The organism is Gemmatimonas sp., from assembly GCF_044376735.1.
Classification (GTDB): Bacteria; Gemmatimonadota; Gemmatimonadetes; order Gemmatimonadales; family Gemmatimonadaceae; genus Gemmatimonas.
In genome coordinates this window covers 1-14,613 of sequence record NZ_JBILKJ010000066.1, presented here as the reverse complement: position 1 = coordinate 14,613, position 14,613 = coordinate 1, and the positions used below count along the sequence as shown (strand labels likewise).

The 14,613-nt window shown below is 65.3% G+C and carries 16 protein-coding genes; 9 read left to right on the top strand and 7 right to left on the bottom strand.

Features of this window, described 5'->3' with window-relative positions:
* Positions 1-238: 238 nt before the first annotated feature.
* The 5 genes from ACIRA7_RS10350 to ACIRA7_RS10330 are packed head-to-tail and all read right to left on the bottom strand — an operon-like array spanning position 239 to position 5,802.
* Entirely contained in the window at positions 239-1,513 is a 1,275-nt protein-coding gene (locus tag ACIRA7_RS10350; RefSeq protein WP_396220765.1) for an NTP/NDP exchange transporter, read from the bottom strand.
* Positions 1,510-2,556, bottom strand: a complete 1,047-nt coding sequence (locus ACIRA7_RS10345; protein ID WP_396220764.1) for an NAD-dependent epimerase/dehydratase family protein — start codon at positions 2,554-2,556, stop codon at positions 1,510-1,512. Before ACIRA7_RS10345 ends, ACIRA7_RS10350 begins: the two co-directional genes overlap by 4 nt.
* Positions 2,553-3,725: a twin-arginine translocation signal domain-containing protein gene (locus ACIRA7_RS10340; protein ID WP_396220763.1), complete on the bottom strand. Its 1,173-nt coding sequence runs from the start codon at positions 3,723-3,725 to the stop codon at positions 2,553-2,555. The genes ACIRA7_RS10345 and ACIRA7_RS10340 overlap by 4 nt, the downstream gene beginning before the upstream one ends.
* Positions 3,722-5,044 carry a dipeptidase gene (locus ACIRA7_RS10335; RefSeq protein WP_396220762.1) on the bottom strand — a complete coding sequence of 441 codons (1,323 nt, stop codon included), beginning with the start codon at positions 5,042-5,044 and terminating at the stop codon, positions 3,722-3,724. Before ACIRA7_RS10335 ends, ACIRA7_RS10340 begins: the two co-directional genes overlap by 4 nt.
* Positions 5,038-5,802 carry an esterase family protein gene (locus ACIRA7_RS10330; protein WP_396220761.1) on the bottom strand — a complete coding sequence of 255 codons (765 nt, stop codon included), beginning with the start codon at positions 5,800-5,802 and terminating at the stop codon, positions 5,038-5,040. The genes ACIRA7_RS10335 and ACIRA7_RS10330 overlap by 7 nt, the downstream gene beginning before the upstream one ends.
* A 169-nt stretch (positions 5,803-5,971) precedes the next feature.
* Here ACIRA7_RS10330 and ACIRA7_RS10325 point away from each other — a divergent pair, with 169 nt between their 5' ends.
* Together ACIRA7_RS10325 and ACIRA7_RS10320 are read left to right on the top strand one after the other, a co-directional pair.
* Positions 5,972-6,850 (top strand): GNAT family N-acetyltransferase, encoded by an 879-nt coding sequence (locus ACIRA7_RS10325; RefSeq protein ID WP_396220760.1) that lies wholly within the window; start codon positions 5,972-5,974, stop codon positions 6,848-6,850.
* Positions 6,851-6,882: 32 nt separating this feature from the next.
* Positions 6,883-7,602, top strand: a complete 720-nt coding sequence (locus tag ACIRA7_RS10320; protein ID WP_396220759.1) for a lysophospholipid acyltransferase family protein — start codon at positions 6,883-6,885, stop codon at positions 7,600-7,602.
* Here ACIRA7_RS10320 and ACIRA7_RS10315 read toward each other — a convergent pair.
* Entirely contained in the window at positions 7,515-8,042 is a 528-nt protein-coding gene (locus ACIRA7_RS10315) for a GNAT family N-acetyltransferase (RefSeq protein ID WP_396220758.1), read from the bottom strand. The two genes, ACIRA7_RS10320 and ACIRA7_RS10315, sit on opposite strands and share 88 nt — an antisense overlap.
* A complete protein-coding gene (locus ACIRA7_RS10310) occupies positions 8,042-8,581 on the bottom strand; it encodes a DUF411 domain-containing protein (protein WP_396220757.1) in 540 nt (179 codons plus the stop codon). Before ACIRA7_RS10310 ends, ACIRA7_RS10315 begins: the two co-directional genes overlap by 1 nt.
* Positions 8,582-8,753: 172 nt before the next feature.
* Here ACIRA7_RS10310 and ccoN point away from each other — a divergent pair, with 172 nt between their 5' ends.
* The 7 genes from ccoN to ACIRA7_RS10275 all read left to right on the top strand — a co-directional run.
* Entirely contained in the window at positions 8,754-10,982 is a 2,229-nt protein-coding gene (gene ccoN, locus ACIRA7_RS10305) for a cytochrome-c oxidase, cbb3-type subunit I (RefSeq protein WP_396220756.1), read from the top strand.
* Positions 10,979-11,173, top strand: a complete 195-nt coding sequence (locus ACIRA7_RS10300; protein ID WP_396220755.1) for a cbb3-type cytochrome oxidase subunit 3 — start codon at positions 10,979-10,981, stop codon at positions 11,171-11,173. Before ccoN ends, ACIRA7_RS10300 begins: the two co-directional genes overlap by 4 nt.
* A gap of 3 nt (positions 11,174-11,176) precedes the next feature.
* The gene (locus ACIRA7_RS10295) at positions 11,177-11,758 is read left to right on the top strand and encodes a cbb3-type cytochrome c oxidase N-terminal domain-containing protein (RefSeq protein ID WP_396220754.1); all 582 of its coding nucleotides are present in this window, start codon (positions 11,177-11,179) and stop codon (positions 11,756-11,758) included.
* A 44-nt stretch (positions 11,759-11,802) separates the two neighbouring features.
* Positions 11,803-13,206 carry a cytochrome c oxidase accessory protein CcoG gene (gene ccoG / locus ACIRA7_RS10290; RefSeq protein WP_396220753.1) on the top strand — a complete coding sequence of 468 codons (1,404 nt, stop codon included), beginning with the start codon at positions 11,803-11,805 and terminating at the stop codon, positions 13,204-13,206.
* An 8-nt stretch (positions 13,207-13,214) separates the two neighbouring features.
* Entirely contained in the window at positions 13,215-13,697 is a 483-nt protein-coding gene (locus ACIRA7_RS10285; protein ID WP_396220752.1) for a FixH family protein, read from the top strand.
* Positions 13,698-13,699: 2 nt separating this feature from the next.
* On the top strand, positions 13,700-14,389 hold the full coding sequence (locus ACIRA7_RS10280) for a sulfite exporter TauE/SafE family protein (protein WP_396220751.1): 690 nt from the start codon (positions 13,700-13,702) through the stop codon (positions 14,387-14,389).
* On the top strand, positions 14,386-14,613 hold a 228-nt coding region (locus ACIRA7_RS10275), incomplete at its 3' end, for a heavy metal translocating P-type ATPase metal-binding domain-containing protein (protein WP_396220750.1). The genes ACIRA7_RS10280 and ACIRA7_RS10275, both read left to right, overlap by 4 nt.

Sequence of the window (14,613 nt, the reverse complement as noted above, 5' to 3'; positions counted from 1 at the left end):
TGCCGACTCCGCCGGCGAACCCCGGCTCCGCGTCGGCAGCGCCTGGACGTACGACCGCGTCGTACCGATGGTGCCGCCGTAGGAAGTGAAACGAACAACCTCACCGCGGATCGATACGAATACCCGCGGATTGATCTGCCCGGTGCGACGACGATCGCGGCGCACACCCTTCAACGTCTCTGGCTGTTCAATCCGCGGCCATCCGCGAGAATCCGCGGTCCGGCTGTTCGCGAGGCCGCTATGCCGACTCCGCTTTCGACAGCACCGTGTGCCGCCGCCCCAGCCAGAGTGCCACAACCAGCCACACCGCGCTCATCGGCGCGGCAATCAGGGCGATCGAACTCACCGCGAGTCCAGCGGCGGACATCGCAGAGTAGCTCCACGCCCCGATCTGGTCGCCGCTGCGATACGCGAACGTGTCGATGAAGTTCTTGGCTTTGTACTTGTCCTCGGCTGGAATCACCGAGAACAGCACCTCGCGCCCCGGGTTCGCGAAGGCGTAGTTGCCGGCCCGACGGATCACCGTAAATGCCACGAACAACGACAGCGACGGCCACACACCGAGCGCACCGAAGCCGATCACACTGACCATCGGCAGGATCGCCAGCGTCAGGCCGACGCCGATCCACTTGATGACGCGACCCGATATGAAAAACTGCGCCAGCACCGTCAGCAGCTGCACATAGAAGTCGAGATTCGCCAGAAATGCCGTGCGCGATTCGCGATCGGCAAACTTGGCACCCACGATCTCAGCCTGCTGGAAGTACAACACCGTGGTGCCGATCGTGAACAGCAGCATGAACAGGCAAATGCCAAGCAGATACGGCGACCGGAGTACGTGCGTGATGCCAGCCAACGACCCACCGCCGACCGATTGCTTCGCCTCCTCGCGATCGCGCGTTTCGGCGCGAAAGCTCGGCGGGAACCGTCGAAGCACCTGCACCCCACACTCCAGCAGCAATACCGACGTCAGCATCAAGATCGGGGTGCCGACCTGCGTCGCCATCAGTGACGTGAACTTCGAGCCGAACATCCCGCCCAGTGTTCCGCCCACCCCAATGAAGCCGTACAGCCGTTTCCCTTGATTGCTGTAGAAGGTGTCCGCCATGAAGCCCCAGAACACCGAAGGCACGAACAGACCGAACACACTGATGAAGATCCAGAACGCCGGGCCCAGGTACTTCTCCTCCGCCGGCCCGGTGCTGTACACCGCGTAGGCGAAGATCAGTAGGAGCGCGGAAAACACCCGATACACGATCGGGATGAAGCGTCGCACCGGGAGGCGCGACACGATCGCCGCGTAGAGCGGATTCGCCAGCAACGTCGCGACCAGCGTCCCCGTGAACAGCCATGGGAGCTTCGCCGTCCCTGCGGCCACGCCGATCGCATCACGGATACTGCGCAGAATGAAATAGCTGGCCAACAAAAAAAAGAAGAAGGAAAACGCGAGCAGCGTCGCCCGCCACTCGCCTTCCTCCACCGTCACCAGCTTCGCCATGACGCGACGGATCACTTGGCTCCGGATTGCTGGGCATGCCACGCGGCGAGCACTTCCCGCTCACGCTCCGGCGTGATGCCGGCACGCAGCTTCTCCTGCTCGGCCGCCGGTCGTGCGTGATACCACGTGAGCGCATCGCGCACCGTGGTCGCCAACGGACGGAAGGTGAGCCCGGCCGCCAGCGCCTTCTCGATCACACTGGTGCAGAACGCCACCGTGCTCGCGCCGGTGAACGACCACACGGGCATGTCGGCCCACGATCGCACCTTCTGCGCGGTGAGAAACGTCGTGGGGACCCACGTAAACCGCGCATCGTTGTTGAAGCAGGCCTTGATGCCGTACAACAGTTCGCCGATGCCACACCGTGTGCGCGGACCCACCGCGTTGAACACGCCACCGGTGCGACTCTCGCCCAATCGCACCATCCACTCGGTGAGATCGCGCACGTCGATCCACTGCGCCGGATCGTCGAGCGTACCCGGTGCCAGAATCTCGCCGCCCTTCTCGATGCGCACCGGCCAATAGGTGAAGCGATCGGTGAGATCACCGGGACCCACAATCAACCCTGGACGAACCACCGTGGCACCGGCGCCGAACGCCTCCTGCACCAACTGCTCGCACCGCACTTTCTTGTTGCCGTACGGCGCAGCCGCCGCGTCGGGGCCACTGATCGGCGCCGGATCCTGTGTCGGGTGCGTTTCGTCGGGGAACGAGCGCGTGAAATCTCTATATGCCGCCGTGCTGCTCACGTACACGTACTGCGCCACACGTCCCTTGAGCGCCGCCGCCGCGTTCACGATCCACTGCGGATTCGTCGTCGGCAAATCGTACACGACATCCCACGTGCGCCCCGTGAGCGCCTCGTGTCCGTTCGGATCGTTGCGATCGCCGATCAGCTGCTCGGCCTTCGGAAACAATCCAGGCTTGGTCTTGCCACGGTTGAACAGCGTGACCGTGTGACCGCGCGCCAGTGCATGTTCCACCAGATGCGGACCGATGTATCCCGTACCGCCCAGCACCAGCACACGCGTGGGCGTAGCCAACGGTGCTACGCTCACTTCCCCACCTTGGCGTGCCACGCCGCCAACACCGCCTTCTCCTTCTCCGGCGCGAGCCCGGCCCGCGCCTTCTCCTGCTCGGCGGCCGGACGCGTCTTGTACCAGTCGAGCGTGTGCTTCGCGGTATCGGCCAGCGGACGCACCGTGAGCCCGGCGGCGAACGCCTTGTTGCAGTTCACCGCCATGAAGCCAGCGGTGCGCCCGGTGGGCGGCATCCACACCGGCATATCACTCCACGCGCGCACCTGATTCTCCGCCAGGAAATCGGCGGCCACCCAGGTGAAATGCGCATCGCTGCTGGTCACGGCCTTGATGCCGTACAGCATCTCGGCAATGTTCGTCGGCGACTTCGGGCCCGTCGCGTTGAACGTCCCGATGGTGTGGTTCTCGGCCATACGCACCATCCACTGCCCCAGATCTTCGGCGTCGATGTACTGCACCGCATCGTTGGGCGTGCCCGGCGCGAGGATCTCTCCGCCCTTGTCGATGCGCACCGGCCAGTACGAGAAGCGATCACTCAGATCGCCGGGACCGACGATCAAACCCGGGCGCACGATCGTGACCTTGTCCTCGCCGAACTGCGCCTTCGCATCGAGCTCGCACTGCACTTTGTTGGGCCCGTAATGCGCACCATCGTTGCTGGCCCACACCGACGCGTCACCCGGCTTATGCAGCGGACCACTCTCGTCCATGCCGATGATCGAGTTGTCGCTGAACACCGAGATCGTCGACACGAAGATGTACTGGCCCACGCGTCCCTTGAGCGCTTCACCGGCGCCACGCACCCACAGGGGATTCCGCGTGGGGTTGTCGATCACAACGTCCCACGTGCCCGTCTTCAGCCCATCGTGACCACCGGCCACGTTGCGATCGCCGATGATACGCGGGACCTCCGGAAACAGCGCGGCGTTCGTCTTGCCACGATTGAACAGCGTGAGCTTATGCTTCCGCGCCAGCGCGTACTCCACCTGATTCGGCCCGATGAATCCCGTGCCGCCTAGAATGAGAATGCGCAGCGGCTTGGGCTGCGCCGTGCCCGTTTCCGGGCGATACACCAACGGGCGCACACCGTCGGCGGTGAAGGCGTGCGCGGCCGTGGGTAAACCCAGACCCACCGCGCCACCCAGCAGCGCAGAATGCTTCAGGAAGTTGCGGCGATCAAGGCTCATGGGCGGCGTCCGTCGAGTTGTTGGATGGTCTTCGTGGATGCGGGACGCGATGTGCGCAGCCGCGCCGACACCGTTTCGGCACCCCTCAACACGCGCAGCACATTCTCGCCGGCGAGGCCTTTGAGCTCCGTGTCGGTCCAGCCGCGCTTCAGCAACTCGGCGAACAGCGTCGGATACGTCGAGACGTCTTCGAGCCCCTGCACGGTTTCCGTGATGCCGTCGAAATCACCGCCGATCCCCACGTGGGAGGCGCCGGCGATCTTCTTGATGTGATCCAGATGATCGGCCACGTCGGCAATCGTCGCGATCGGCGTGGGATGTGTTTCACGCCACGCCGCCACCGCCTTGAACTGCGCGTCGTTGTCATTCGGGAAGCGCTTGGCGATCGAATCGCGCACGGCCGTGACCTGCGCGCCGTAGTTCGCCACCGTCTGCGACACGAAACCCGGCACGAACGTCATCATCACCACACCGCCGTTCTTCGGCAGGCGGGCCAGGATCGAATCGGGCACATTCCGCGGCACATCGGTGATACCGCGCGCGGCAGCGTGCGACCAGATCACCGGCGCTTCCGTGACCGACAGCGCCTGACTCATCACGGCGGGCGACGTATGCGCCAGGTCGACGATCATGCCGAGCCGGTTCATCTCGCGCACCACTTCCTTGCCGAACGCGGTGAGACCGTTGTTGCGCGGCACATCGTTCGCGGCGTCGGCCCAGTCCAGCGTCACGTTGTGCGTGAGCGTCATGTAGCGCGCGCCCAATTCGTAGTACGAGCGCAGCGCGCCCAGCGAGTTCTCGATCGCGTGTCCACCTTCCATACCCAGCAGGGAGCCGATCTTGCCCTGCGCATACGCCTTGCGCACATCGGCCGCCGTGAACGCGGGCACGAACACGTCGGGATAGCGCGCGATCACGCGCTTGGCGATGTCGATTTGCTCCAGCTGAATGCGCGCGTAGCCCGAGTCGCGCACTTCACCGGGGATGTACACCGACCAGAACTGTCCGCCCACCATGCCTTTGCGTAAGCGCGCGATATCCGTCATGCCGGCCGTCGTGCGGCGGAGATCGTACGCCACGACGTCGAGCGGATCTTTCGCCGCTTCGCGCATGGCCCACGGCAAATCGTTGTGCCCGTCCACCAGCGGCGTGTTGCGCAGCAGTCGTCGCACATAGGCGATGCGGGCGTCGAGCGACGCCTCCTTGATCGCGGCCGCGGCCGGCGTCTTCGCCGCCGCCTGCGCTGTGGCCGCGGCGGGCATGCCCATCGCCAACCCAAAACCCGCGACCCAAAACGCACGACGGTTGTTCATCAGCATCCGATTCGCTCCAGATAATGCGGCAGCATCTTGCGCCACCACGGCCAGTCGTGGTTCACGTCATGCCCCCACAGGTCGAAGGTGTGTCCGATCTGCTTGCGATCGAGCAGGTCGTGGAACGCGCGCGTCGCCTCCGGCTTTTCGTACGCGCCTTGTCCGGCCACCATCACGATCCGGGTGTGATGCCGCAGCATCTCGAGCGGACCACCTTCCATGTTCGCGACGTACCACATCGGGTTGTTGAAGTAGCAGTTGTCGTCGCTATATCCGTTGAAGTAGCTGGGCGACAAATCGTAGAAGCCGCTCATGCCGATCAGCCCCCCGAACAGATCGGGGCGACGGAACAGCGCATTCGCCGCGTGGAAGCAGCCGAAGCTCGCGCCGGTGGTGATGGCACGCGCTTGCCCGTCGCCACACACGTGGCGGATATAGGGCACGACCTCGTCTTCGATGTAGCGCGAATACAGCGCCTGACGTCGGCCGGCTTCCGGCACGGGCAGGCTGCGATCCATCCACGCGAGCTTGTTGATGCTGTCGATCGAGAAGACGCGGATGCGTCCCTGCATGAGCAGTGGCTCGATCGCCTTGATCAACCAGAAGCGCTCATTCTCGAGGAAGTCGGCGGCCGCCGTGGGGAAGAGCAGGATGGGCTGACCACGCCATCCATACGACACGATCGGCATTTCCAGGCCGAGCGCGGGGCTGCGCCAGCGATCAATCCGCTTCGGCAGCGAGGAGTCGACAAACGGTGGGGACATGGTGGGGAAAGCTGACCCCGGTGGCGCGTCGGGGCCAGTGCAGCGCGGGCGTACCGTTGCCGGGCGGTGACGATTCCGTGGTCATTCACCCATCGATTCGGTACGAGCACACCTCAGGTTGAGCCGTCCGAGCATCCGGCGTCGGACGCCACCGACCCATGGAGGCCTCATGCTCGCTCGCGCTTTCGACGCGTCGACCTCTCCGTTCCGCATGCCCGTCAACGAGCACGAGGCGGCGATCGCCTCGCTCGAGGCCGACGTCTTCCCGCATCACGTGGACAGCATTCCGCCCGGCATTGTCGAAAGCGGCAAGTACGACTTGCGCTTCGCGTGGTCCAGGCAGGATCTCCACGCGGTGCAGGCGCTGCGCTACCGCGTGTTCTGCGAGGAACTGGGGGAAGGACTGGCCTCGTCAAGCGTAGGATCGCGCGAAGCCGATGAACGGGATCCCTGGTTCCACCACCTCATGATCTGCGAGCGGAGCTCCGGTGCGGTGGTCGGCACCTATCGCCTGCAAACGGCCGTCATGGCCGCCACGCGTCATGGGTTCTACAGCGCCACGCTGTTCGAACTGGGCGCCGTGCCGGGCAAGGTGCTGGCCGGCGCCGTCGAGATCGGGCGGGCGTGCGTCGACCCGGCCCACCGCTCCGGCCGCGTGCTCCGGCTGCTGTGGAAGGGCATCGCGCGCTATCTGCAGTGGAACGACAAGCGATACCTGTTCGGCTGCTGCTCGCTGGACGGCGTCGCCGAGCAGCCGGCCGTCGAAGCGTGGCGGGCGCTGCACGCGCGGCAGGCCCTGCACGACCGCATTCTCGTGCGTCCACGTCCCGCCGCACGGGCGCTCCCGGACGACGGCCGCGTCCGTCCCCAGGTCGACGCGACATCCCTCACGGCGGGGTTGCCCCCGCTGTTCGAGGGCTATCTGTCGCTCGGCGCCAGAGTATGCGGAGCGCCCGCGCTCGACCACGCCTTCGGCACCACCGACTTTCTGGTGCTGCTGGACGTGCAGGACATGGACGCCCGGAGCTACGCGTCGCTCTTCGACTGATGCGTTCGCCCGGCCACGCTCTTCGGTACACGATGGTCCGTGTCCTCGTACGCTGGCTCTGTCGCGGCGTGCTGGCGCTGCTGCGGATCGAGGTGCGCACCACCGGGCAACTGCCGCCAGGGCCGGCGCTGCTGGTGTCGAACCATCTCTCCTGGATCGACATCGTAGCCTTGGTGGCGCAGGGCGACTGCACCTTCGTGGCCAAGGATGACGTGCGCGACTGGCCGCTGGTGGGGGCCCTGGGTGAGGCGTTGGGGGTCGTCTGGATCGACCGACGCCGCAAGCGCGACCTGTTGCGCGCTATCGGGGTGCTGAGCGACTCGTTGCAGCGTGGCACGCGGGTCGTGCTCTTCCCCGAAGGCACCACCACAACCGGTCGACACGTCCTGCCGTTCCGGTCCTCGCTGGTGGAAGCCGCGGTACGTACCGGCGTGCCGGTCGTGCCGATTGCCCTGTCCACGTATGCCGCCGATGGCCAAGGCGAGACCCTCTGCTGGGTTGACGACGAAACGCTGCTGGCGCATCTGCCGCGCGTGGCGGCCCTACGACACGCCCTGTTCGAGATCCGCGTCCTCCCGGCACTCGCAGCGGGACCGCCCCGTAAGGTGCAAAGCGCAGCGGCCCGGACGGCGATCGTGGCCGCCCGCCGGCCCCTCGGTCCCAGTTACCCCACCGTCGGGAATCGGGTCAGCGTCTTCGCAAAGCAGAACTTCCGGCCGATCGACAACTCGGAACGCGAGATCGCCCGGTAACGCGCGATCTTCTCCGGATAGCGCAGGATCGTGGATTCGTGAAACCCCATACGTAAGAACAGCGGCTCCGCCAGCGAAATGGCGAACAGTTCGGGGTATCCGCGTTCCCGCGCCAGCTTCTCGGCAGCGGTGATCAGCCGCTGACCCAGCCCCTGTCCCTGCGCATCGGGGGCCACGGCGAGGGACACCAGCTCCACCAGGGACGGCGAGTACTCGTCGAGGGCGACCTGTCCCCGCAGCGTGCCGTCGGCGCCACGGACCACCTGGTAGTCCTGCAGATGGCTCACGACGAACGCCTCGCTGCGGTACAGCGTGAGTCCATCGGGGGCGAACATGTTGTTGAGAGCCACAATCTCGGCCACGTCCTCGTCGCGCGCGTGCCGCACCTGCAGGGGCCACGCCGAGCGTTCCACGACCGCGGTGTCCGTGTCGGTCTCCATCAACGCGACGCGAATATCCGGGTCTTGCCGGCCTTGTCGAAGAGGACCACGTCGTAGGCGTCCTTTTGCGCGCCCTGCTCCATGCCCGGTGAGCCCATCGGCATGCCCGGCACGGCCAGGCCACGCGCCACCGGCTGCTCGCGCAGCAACCGCTGGATCAGGTCGGCTGGCACATGCCCTTCAATGGCGTAGCTGCCGACCCGCGCCGTATGGCACGACTCGAGGGCCGCGGGCACCCCGAACGACGCCTTCACGGTCGACATATCGGCCGTATCGCGGACCGTGACCACGAACCCGGCCTTCCGCACGTGGCTCACCCATTCCGTGCAGCAGCCGCAGTTCGGGTCCTTGTAGACGGTCATCGGCGGCAGCGACGCCTTGGGCGACGGCTGCGCGGTCAGGGCCTTCGCTGTGACGACGGTCGCCAGCGAGGCCACGCCGAACGAGGCCACGCCGAACGAGGCCACGCCAAGCTGGGCGGCGGCGAGGAAAAAGGCACGCCGGCTGGGCGGGAGGGGGGAATCCGCGTGTTGGCTCATGGCGCAGAAGTATAGCGAATCGGCACGCACGGCAGGCGCCGGATACGCGGGGGCGGTCGAGCATCGGGAAATCCCCGACACGATGCCGTCGTGCGCCTGACGGGCGCGCGCCGCGTCGCTGCCTAGACTGGCCCCCCATGCGCCCCCTTTCACGTATCGACCAAGGTACCAAATGACTCTCGCACCGAGCGCGGGCTCTGCGGCCCTCCCGCGCGTGTCGGTCGCCACGCTCGACCGATTCTCGTACGATGACGACATCGTGCGCAAGTTCCTGTTCGCCACGCTCATCTGGGGCGTCGTGGGCATGCTCGTCGGACTGATCATCGCGTTGCAGCTCGCCAACCCGATCTTCAATACCAACCTTGAGTGGCTGTCCTTCGGGCGCCTGCGCCCGTTGCACACCAATGCGGTCATCTTCGCCTTCGCCGGCAATGCCTTCTTCACGGGCTGCTACTACTCCACGCAGCGGCTGTTGAAGGCGCGCATGTTCTCCGACGGGCTGAGCCGATTCCACTTCTGGGGCTGGCAGGCCATCATCGTGAGCGCCGCCCTGACGCTGCCGATGGGCTTTACGCAGGCCAAGGAGTACGCCGAACTCGAATGGCCGATCGACATCGCCATTGCCGTCGTGTGGGTCGTGTTCGCCGTGAACTTCTTCGGCACACTGATCCGGCGCCGCGAGCGGCACATCTACGTCGCGCTGTGGTTCTACATCGCGTCGATCGTGACGGTCGCCATTCTGCACATCTTCAACAACCTGTCCATGCCGGCCGGGCTGTTCAAGAGCTACAGCATCTACGCCGGAGTCCAGGACGCGTTCATGCAGTGGTGGTACGGGCACAACGCCGTGGCCTTCTTCCTGACCACGCCGTTCCTCGGCCTGATGTACTACTTCATGCCCAAGGCCGCCGAGGGGCCGGTGTTCAGCTACAAGCTGTCCATCCTGCACTTCTGGTCGCTGGTGTTCATGTACATCTGGGCCGGTCCGCACCACCTCCACTACACCGCGCTTCCCGAGTGGGCGAGCACCGTCGGCATGCTCTTCTCCGTCATGCTGTGGGCGCCATCGTGGGGCGGTATGATCAACGGCTTGCTCACCTTGCGCGGCGCGTGGCACAAGGTGGCGTCGGATCCCATCCTCAAGTTCTTCGTCGTCGGCATCACCGCCTACGGGATGTCCACCTTCGAGGGCCCGATGCTCTCGATCAAGAGTGTCAACGCGCTGGCCCACTACACCGACTGGATCATCGCCCACGTACACACGGGCGCCCTCGGCTGGAACGGGTTCATGACGTTCGGCATGGTGTACTGGCTGCTGCCGCGGCTCTTCCAGACCGAGATCTACAGCAAGAAGGCGATGGAGCTGCACTTCTGGATCGGCTCCGTGGGCATCGTACTGTACGTGGTCGCGATCTACAGCGCCGGTGTCACGCAGGGGCTCATGTGGCGCGCGTTCGACGCGACAGGGCGCCTCGCGTATCCGGACTTTGTGGAGACGGTGCTCAAGCTGATGCCGATGTACTGGATGCGCGTGGTCGGCGGATCGTTCTATATCGTCGGCATGTTCGTGTTCGGCTGGAACATCCTGATGACGTGGAAGCGTCGTCCGGCGCGCTACGAGGTGCCCGTGATCGAAGCGGCCCCGCTCTCGCCGACGTACGTGGACGACCATCCGGTCGTGCCAGCCAACGGACTCTGGGCGCGCTTCAACCAGGTGCAGTGGCACCGCGCATGGGAACGCGCGCCGATGCTCTTCACGGCGCTCACGATCCTCGCCGTCGTCGTGGCCTCGCTGTTCGAGATCCTGCCTACGTTCCTGATCAAGTCGAACGTGCCCACGATCGCGTCGGTGAAACCGTACACGCCGCTCGAACTGGCCGGTCGTGACATGTACATCGCCGAGGGCTGCTTCAATTGCCACTCGCAGATGGTGCGCCCGTTCCGGTACGAGACCGAACGCTTCGGCGAATACTCGAAGCCGGGCGAGTCGGTGTACGAGCATCCATTCCTCTGGGGTTCGCGTCGCATCGGTCCCGACCTGGCCCGTGAGGGCGGCAAGTATCCCGATCTCTGGCATGTGCGCCACTTCGAGAATCCGCGCGCCGTCACCGCCAAGTCGATCATGCCGGCCTACGCGCACTTCCTGACCAAGTCCATCGACTTCGAGCAGATCCAGTCGCGGGTCGATGCGATGGCGATGGTCGGTGTGCCGTACGGTGATGCGATCAACAAGGCGCCCGCCATGGCCCGCGCCCAGGCGAAGACGATTGCCGCCGCCATCGTCGAGCAGGGCGGACCGCAGGGTCTCGAGGACAAGCAGATCGTGGCGATGGTCGCCTACATGCAGCGCCTCGGTCGTGATATCAAGGTGCAGGCGACGGCTGCCAAGGGGGCCCAATGAAGCTCTCCGACATCATGAGCTACGCCGATCTCTCGAACTACGCCGAGATCGCGTTGGTGCTCTTTCTTGGCGTGTTTGTCGCCATCACGATCCGCACCTTTCTTCCCTCACGCAGCCGCGAACTGTATGAAGCGTCGCTGCTGCCGCTCGAGGAAGATCGTGTGATCACGCCCCGCACCCAGGAGCGCTGACCCATGTCCAATCAAGACGACAAGGACAAGGCCACCAAGCAGGACCGTCTTATCGAACATTCGTACGACGGGATCCAGGAATACGACAACCCCATGCCGCGCTGGTGGCTGCTCACCTTTGCCGCCACGATCATCTTCTCGGTGATCTATCTCTTCAACGTCGGCCCCGTCGGCAATGGGAAGGGGCGCATCGCGGACTACGAAGACGATATGAAGGCCTTCGCCACCGCGCATCCCGCCCCCAGCGGGGACGTGTCCGCCGACAAGCTGCTCGCGATGGTGAAGGACAAGGAGGAGCTGCACGAAGGCGAAGAGGTGTACAACAAGTACTGCACCTCGTGCCATCGCATGGATGGCGGCGGTCTGATCGGCCCGAATCTCACCGACAACGCGTGGATTCACGGCGGACAGATCACCGACATCTACAAGACCGTCATGAATGGCGTGCTCGAAAAGGGCATGCCGGCCTGGGGTACGATGCTCAAGCCCGAGGAGGTCGAGCAGGTCGTCGCCTACGTGGCGTCACTGCAGGGATCGAATCCGGCAAACCCGAAGGCCCCGCAGGGAGCGCTGGTGACCCCGTGAGCGCCACCGCATCATCGGGCGTTGGAAGACCGCCGTCGGGGCGCGTGCTGCCAACGCTCAACGAAGACGGAACGCGTCGCTGGATCCGCCCCAAGCCCTCGCACGGCGCGTGGTGGAGGAAGCGACAGGTCGTCGCCTATCTGCTGATGGCCGTGTTCTTCGCGGCCCCGCACCTGCGCGTGTTCGGCAAACCCGTCTTTCTCATGGATTTGCCGCACCGTCAGTTCACCCTGATGGGCTACACGTTCCTCCCCACCGATACGCTGTTGCTCATGCTCGTCATGGGCAGCGGCGTGATCGGGATCTTCCTCGTCACCGCGCTCTTCGGGCGCGCGTGGTGTGGTTGGGCCTGTCCACAAACCGTCTATCTCGAATTCCTCTTCCGTCCCATCGGTCGCTGGTTCGACGGTGGGTACACCGGGTCGCGGAACCTCGACAAGCAGGGCGCGTGGTTCACCCCACGGCGCATCGCGAAGTACCTCACGTTCTTCGCCCTGGCACTGTTCGTGTCGCATACGCTGCTCGCGTTCTTCGTGGGCACCGAGCAGCTGTACGACTGGATGTCCAACCCGCCGGCGGAGCATCCGACGGCGTTCTTCTTCGTCGTGCTGTTCACGGGGTTGGTGTGGTTCAACTTCACCTACTTCCGCGAGCAGACCTGTCTCATCGTATGCCCGTACGGCCGCTGGCAGGCGGCGCTGATCGATCGCCAGTCGGTGATCGTGGCGTACGACTACGTGCGTGGCGAGCCGCGCGAACACGCTGGCCACGCACGTGATCTGCACGCGGGCGACTGCATCGATTGCGGCGCCTGCGTACAGACCTGTCCCACCGGCATCGACATCCGCAACGGCTTGCAGATGGAGTGCGTGCACTGCACGCAGTGCATCGATGCCTGCGACGACATCATGACGAAGATCGGCAAACCCACGGGGCTCATCCGCTACTCATCGCAGGATGCGATCGCCGGCAAACCGCGGCATCTGCTGCGGATGCGCACGATCCTCTATCCTGTCCTGCTCACGATCCTGATCGGCGGGCTGATCACCGCGCTCGTCCTGAAGGAATCGGCCGACCTCACCGTGCTGCGCGGCGGCCTCGAGGGCCCGTTCACGGAAGAAGCCGACGGACGTGTCTCCAATCAGATCCGCATCAAGATCACGAATCGCGGCAGTGAGGCGATGCCGTACACGGTCACGCTTGACGGGCTCACCGAGGCGGGACTGCGCCCCGACGAGATCACGATCGTGGCGCCGGAGAATCCGCTCAGGGTCGATGCCGGCGCGACCCGCACCACCAGCCTGTTCGTTCTCCTCCCGCGCCGCGGGTTCACGAATGGCGAGCGCATGATCACGATCAGCGTCACCGACGGTCGTCGCTATCTGGAGTCGGTCAACTACCGGCTGCTCGGCCCGGTCGGCAACGCTCCAACCGGAAAATTTCGATGAAAGCGGGCATGGGCTGGCCCATTGGCATCACGGCGATTCTCGGGGCCACCGTGGCCGCGAATCTCGTGATGATGCGCGTGGCGAACAACGATCCCGCGTTTTCGGTCGAGCCGGACTATTACCGGAAAGCCGTATTCTACGATTCCACGATGGCGCAGACACGCCGTAGCCGCGATCTCGGGTGGACCGTGCAGACCGTCGCCGACTCCATCGTAGCAGGGCAGCCCACGAGACTGCGCGTGGTGCTCCACGATGAAACCGCGCAGCCGGTTCAGGGTGCGCACGTGTCAGCGACGGTGCTCTTCAACGCACGCGCCAACGACCTGACCACCGCGACGCTCCGCGACGAGGGCGCCGGCGTGTACACGGCCTCCCTGCCGATCAACACGCCCGGCGAATGGGAGGTGCGGGTGAACGCGACGCGCGATACGTCGCATTTCATGTCGAGCACGCGCGTCACCGCCGTGCGGGCCACCCACCGAGAGCGCTAGGCATGATCGGCACCGCAACGGGTATTCTGGCGGCGAGCCTCGTGGGCAGTGTGCACTGCGCCGGCATGTGCGGCGGCTTCGTCTGCTTCTACACCGGCGCCGGCAGCGGTACCGATGCCGCCGCCCTCCGCGCCCACACGATGTACAACGTGGGACGGCTCACCTCGTACCTCACGCTTGGTGCGATCGCCGGTGCCATCGGCGCCGGCGTGTCGTCGCTGGGGGCGATGGCGGGCGTGCAGCATGCGGCGGCGATGGTCGCCGGCGCGCTGATGATCGGCTGGGCGATCAGCACGATCGCCGCGCAGCGTGGGGTGCGACTTGGCGCCCTGCGTGCACCCGAATCATGGCAGCGTGCCACAGGCCGTGTCCTCCACGCCGTCCGTGAGCAGCCGATGGCCACGCGCGCCTGGCTGACCGGTATGCTGACCACGATGCTCCCCTGCGGATGGCTGTATGTGTTCGTCGCGACCGCGGGCGGCTCGGGCAGTATCCGCGCCGGCGTGCTCACGATGGCCGTGTTCTGGCTCGGGACCGTTCCGGCGCTGCTCGCTGTCGGACTCGGTACCCAGCGCCTATTCGGTCCCCTGCGCCAACGACTGCCGATGCTGAGCGCCACGCTGGTGCTCGTCATGGGACTGCTGTCGATTTCCGGACGCTTTTCGATGCATCACGTGGGAGTCATGCCATGAGTACCGCCGTCATGCCGACCACCGTCGGTGCCGATACGCTGTGCGCCCATTGCAGCCTGCCGGTGCCCGACGGATTGCTGGACGAGTACGCCGACCAGCAGTTCTGCTGCAGCGGCTGCCACACGGCCTTCGGCATCCTGCATGCGCACGGGCTCGATTCGTATTACGGCTTTGCTGAACGTCGCGAAGCGCCCGTGCGGGCCTCGGGTCGCCGCTACGACGAG

What these genes read in the sequence shown, in the direction of transcription:
- ACIRA7_RS10335 (WP_396220762.1), bottom strand. Translation starts at nt 5,044, where the DNA reads ATGCTGATGAACAACCGTCGTGCGTTTTGGGTCGCGGGTTTTGGGTTG.
- ACIRA7_RS10285 (WP_396220752.1), top strand. Translation starts at nt 13,215, where the DNA reads ATGGGCTGGCCCATTGGCATCACGGCGATTCTCGGGGCCACCGTGGCC.
- ACIRA7_RS10315 (WP_396220758.1), bottom strand. Translation starts at nt 8,042, where the DNA reads ATGGAGACCGACACGGACACCGCGGTCGTGGAACGCTCGGCGTGGCCC.
- ACIRA7_RS10310 (WP_396220757.1), bottom strand. Translation starts at nt 8,581, where the DNA reads ATGAGCCAACACGCGGATTCCCCCCTCCCGCCCAGCCGGCGTGCCTTT.
- ACIRA7_RS10280 (WP_396220751.1), top strand. Translation starts at nt 13,700, where the DNA reads ATGATCGGCACCGCAACGGGTATTCTGGCGGCGAGCCTCGTGGGCAGT.
- ccoN (WP_396220756.1), top strand. Translation starts at nt 8,754, where the DNA reads ATGACTCTCGCACCGAGCGCGGGCTCTGCGGCCCTCCCGCGCGTGTCG.
- ACIRA7_RS10295 (WP_396220754.1), top strand. Translation starts at nt 11,177, where the DNA reads ATGTCCAATCAAGACGACAAGGACAAGGCCACCAAGCAGGACCGTCTT.
- ACIRA7_RS10330 (WP_396220761.1), bottom strand. Translation starts at nt 5,802, where the DNA reads ATGTCCCCACCGTTTGTCGACTCCTCGCTGCCGAAGCGGATTGATCGC.
- ACIRA7_RS10300 (WP_396220755.1), top strand. Translation starts at nt 10,979, where the DNA reads ATGAAGCTCTCCGACATCATGAGCTACGCCGATCTCTCGAACTACGCC.
- ACIRA7_RS10320 (WP_396220759.1), top strand. Translation starts at nt 6,883, where the DNA reads ATGGTCCGTGTCCTCGTACGCTGGCTCTGTCGCGGCGTGCTGGCGCTG.
- ACIRA7_RS10325 (WP_396220760.1), top strand. Translation starts at nt 5,972, where the DNA reads ATGCTCGCTCGCGCTTTCGACGCGTCGACCTCTCCGTTCCGCATGCCC.
- ACIRA7_RS10340 (WP_396220763.1), bottom strand. Translation starts at nt 3,725, where the DNA reads ATGAGCCTTGATCGCCGCAACTTCCTGAAGCATTCTGCGCTGCTGGGT.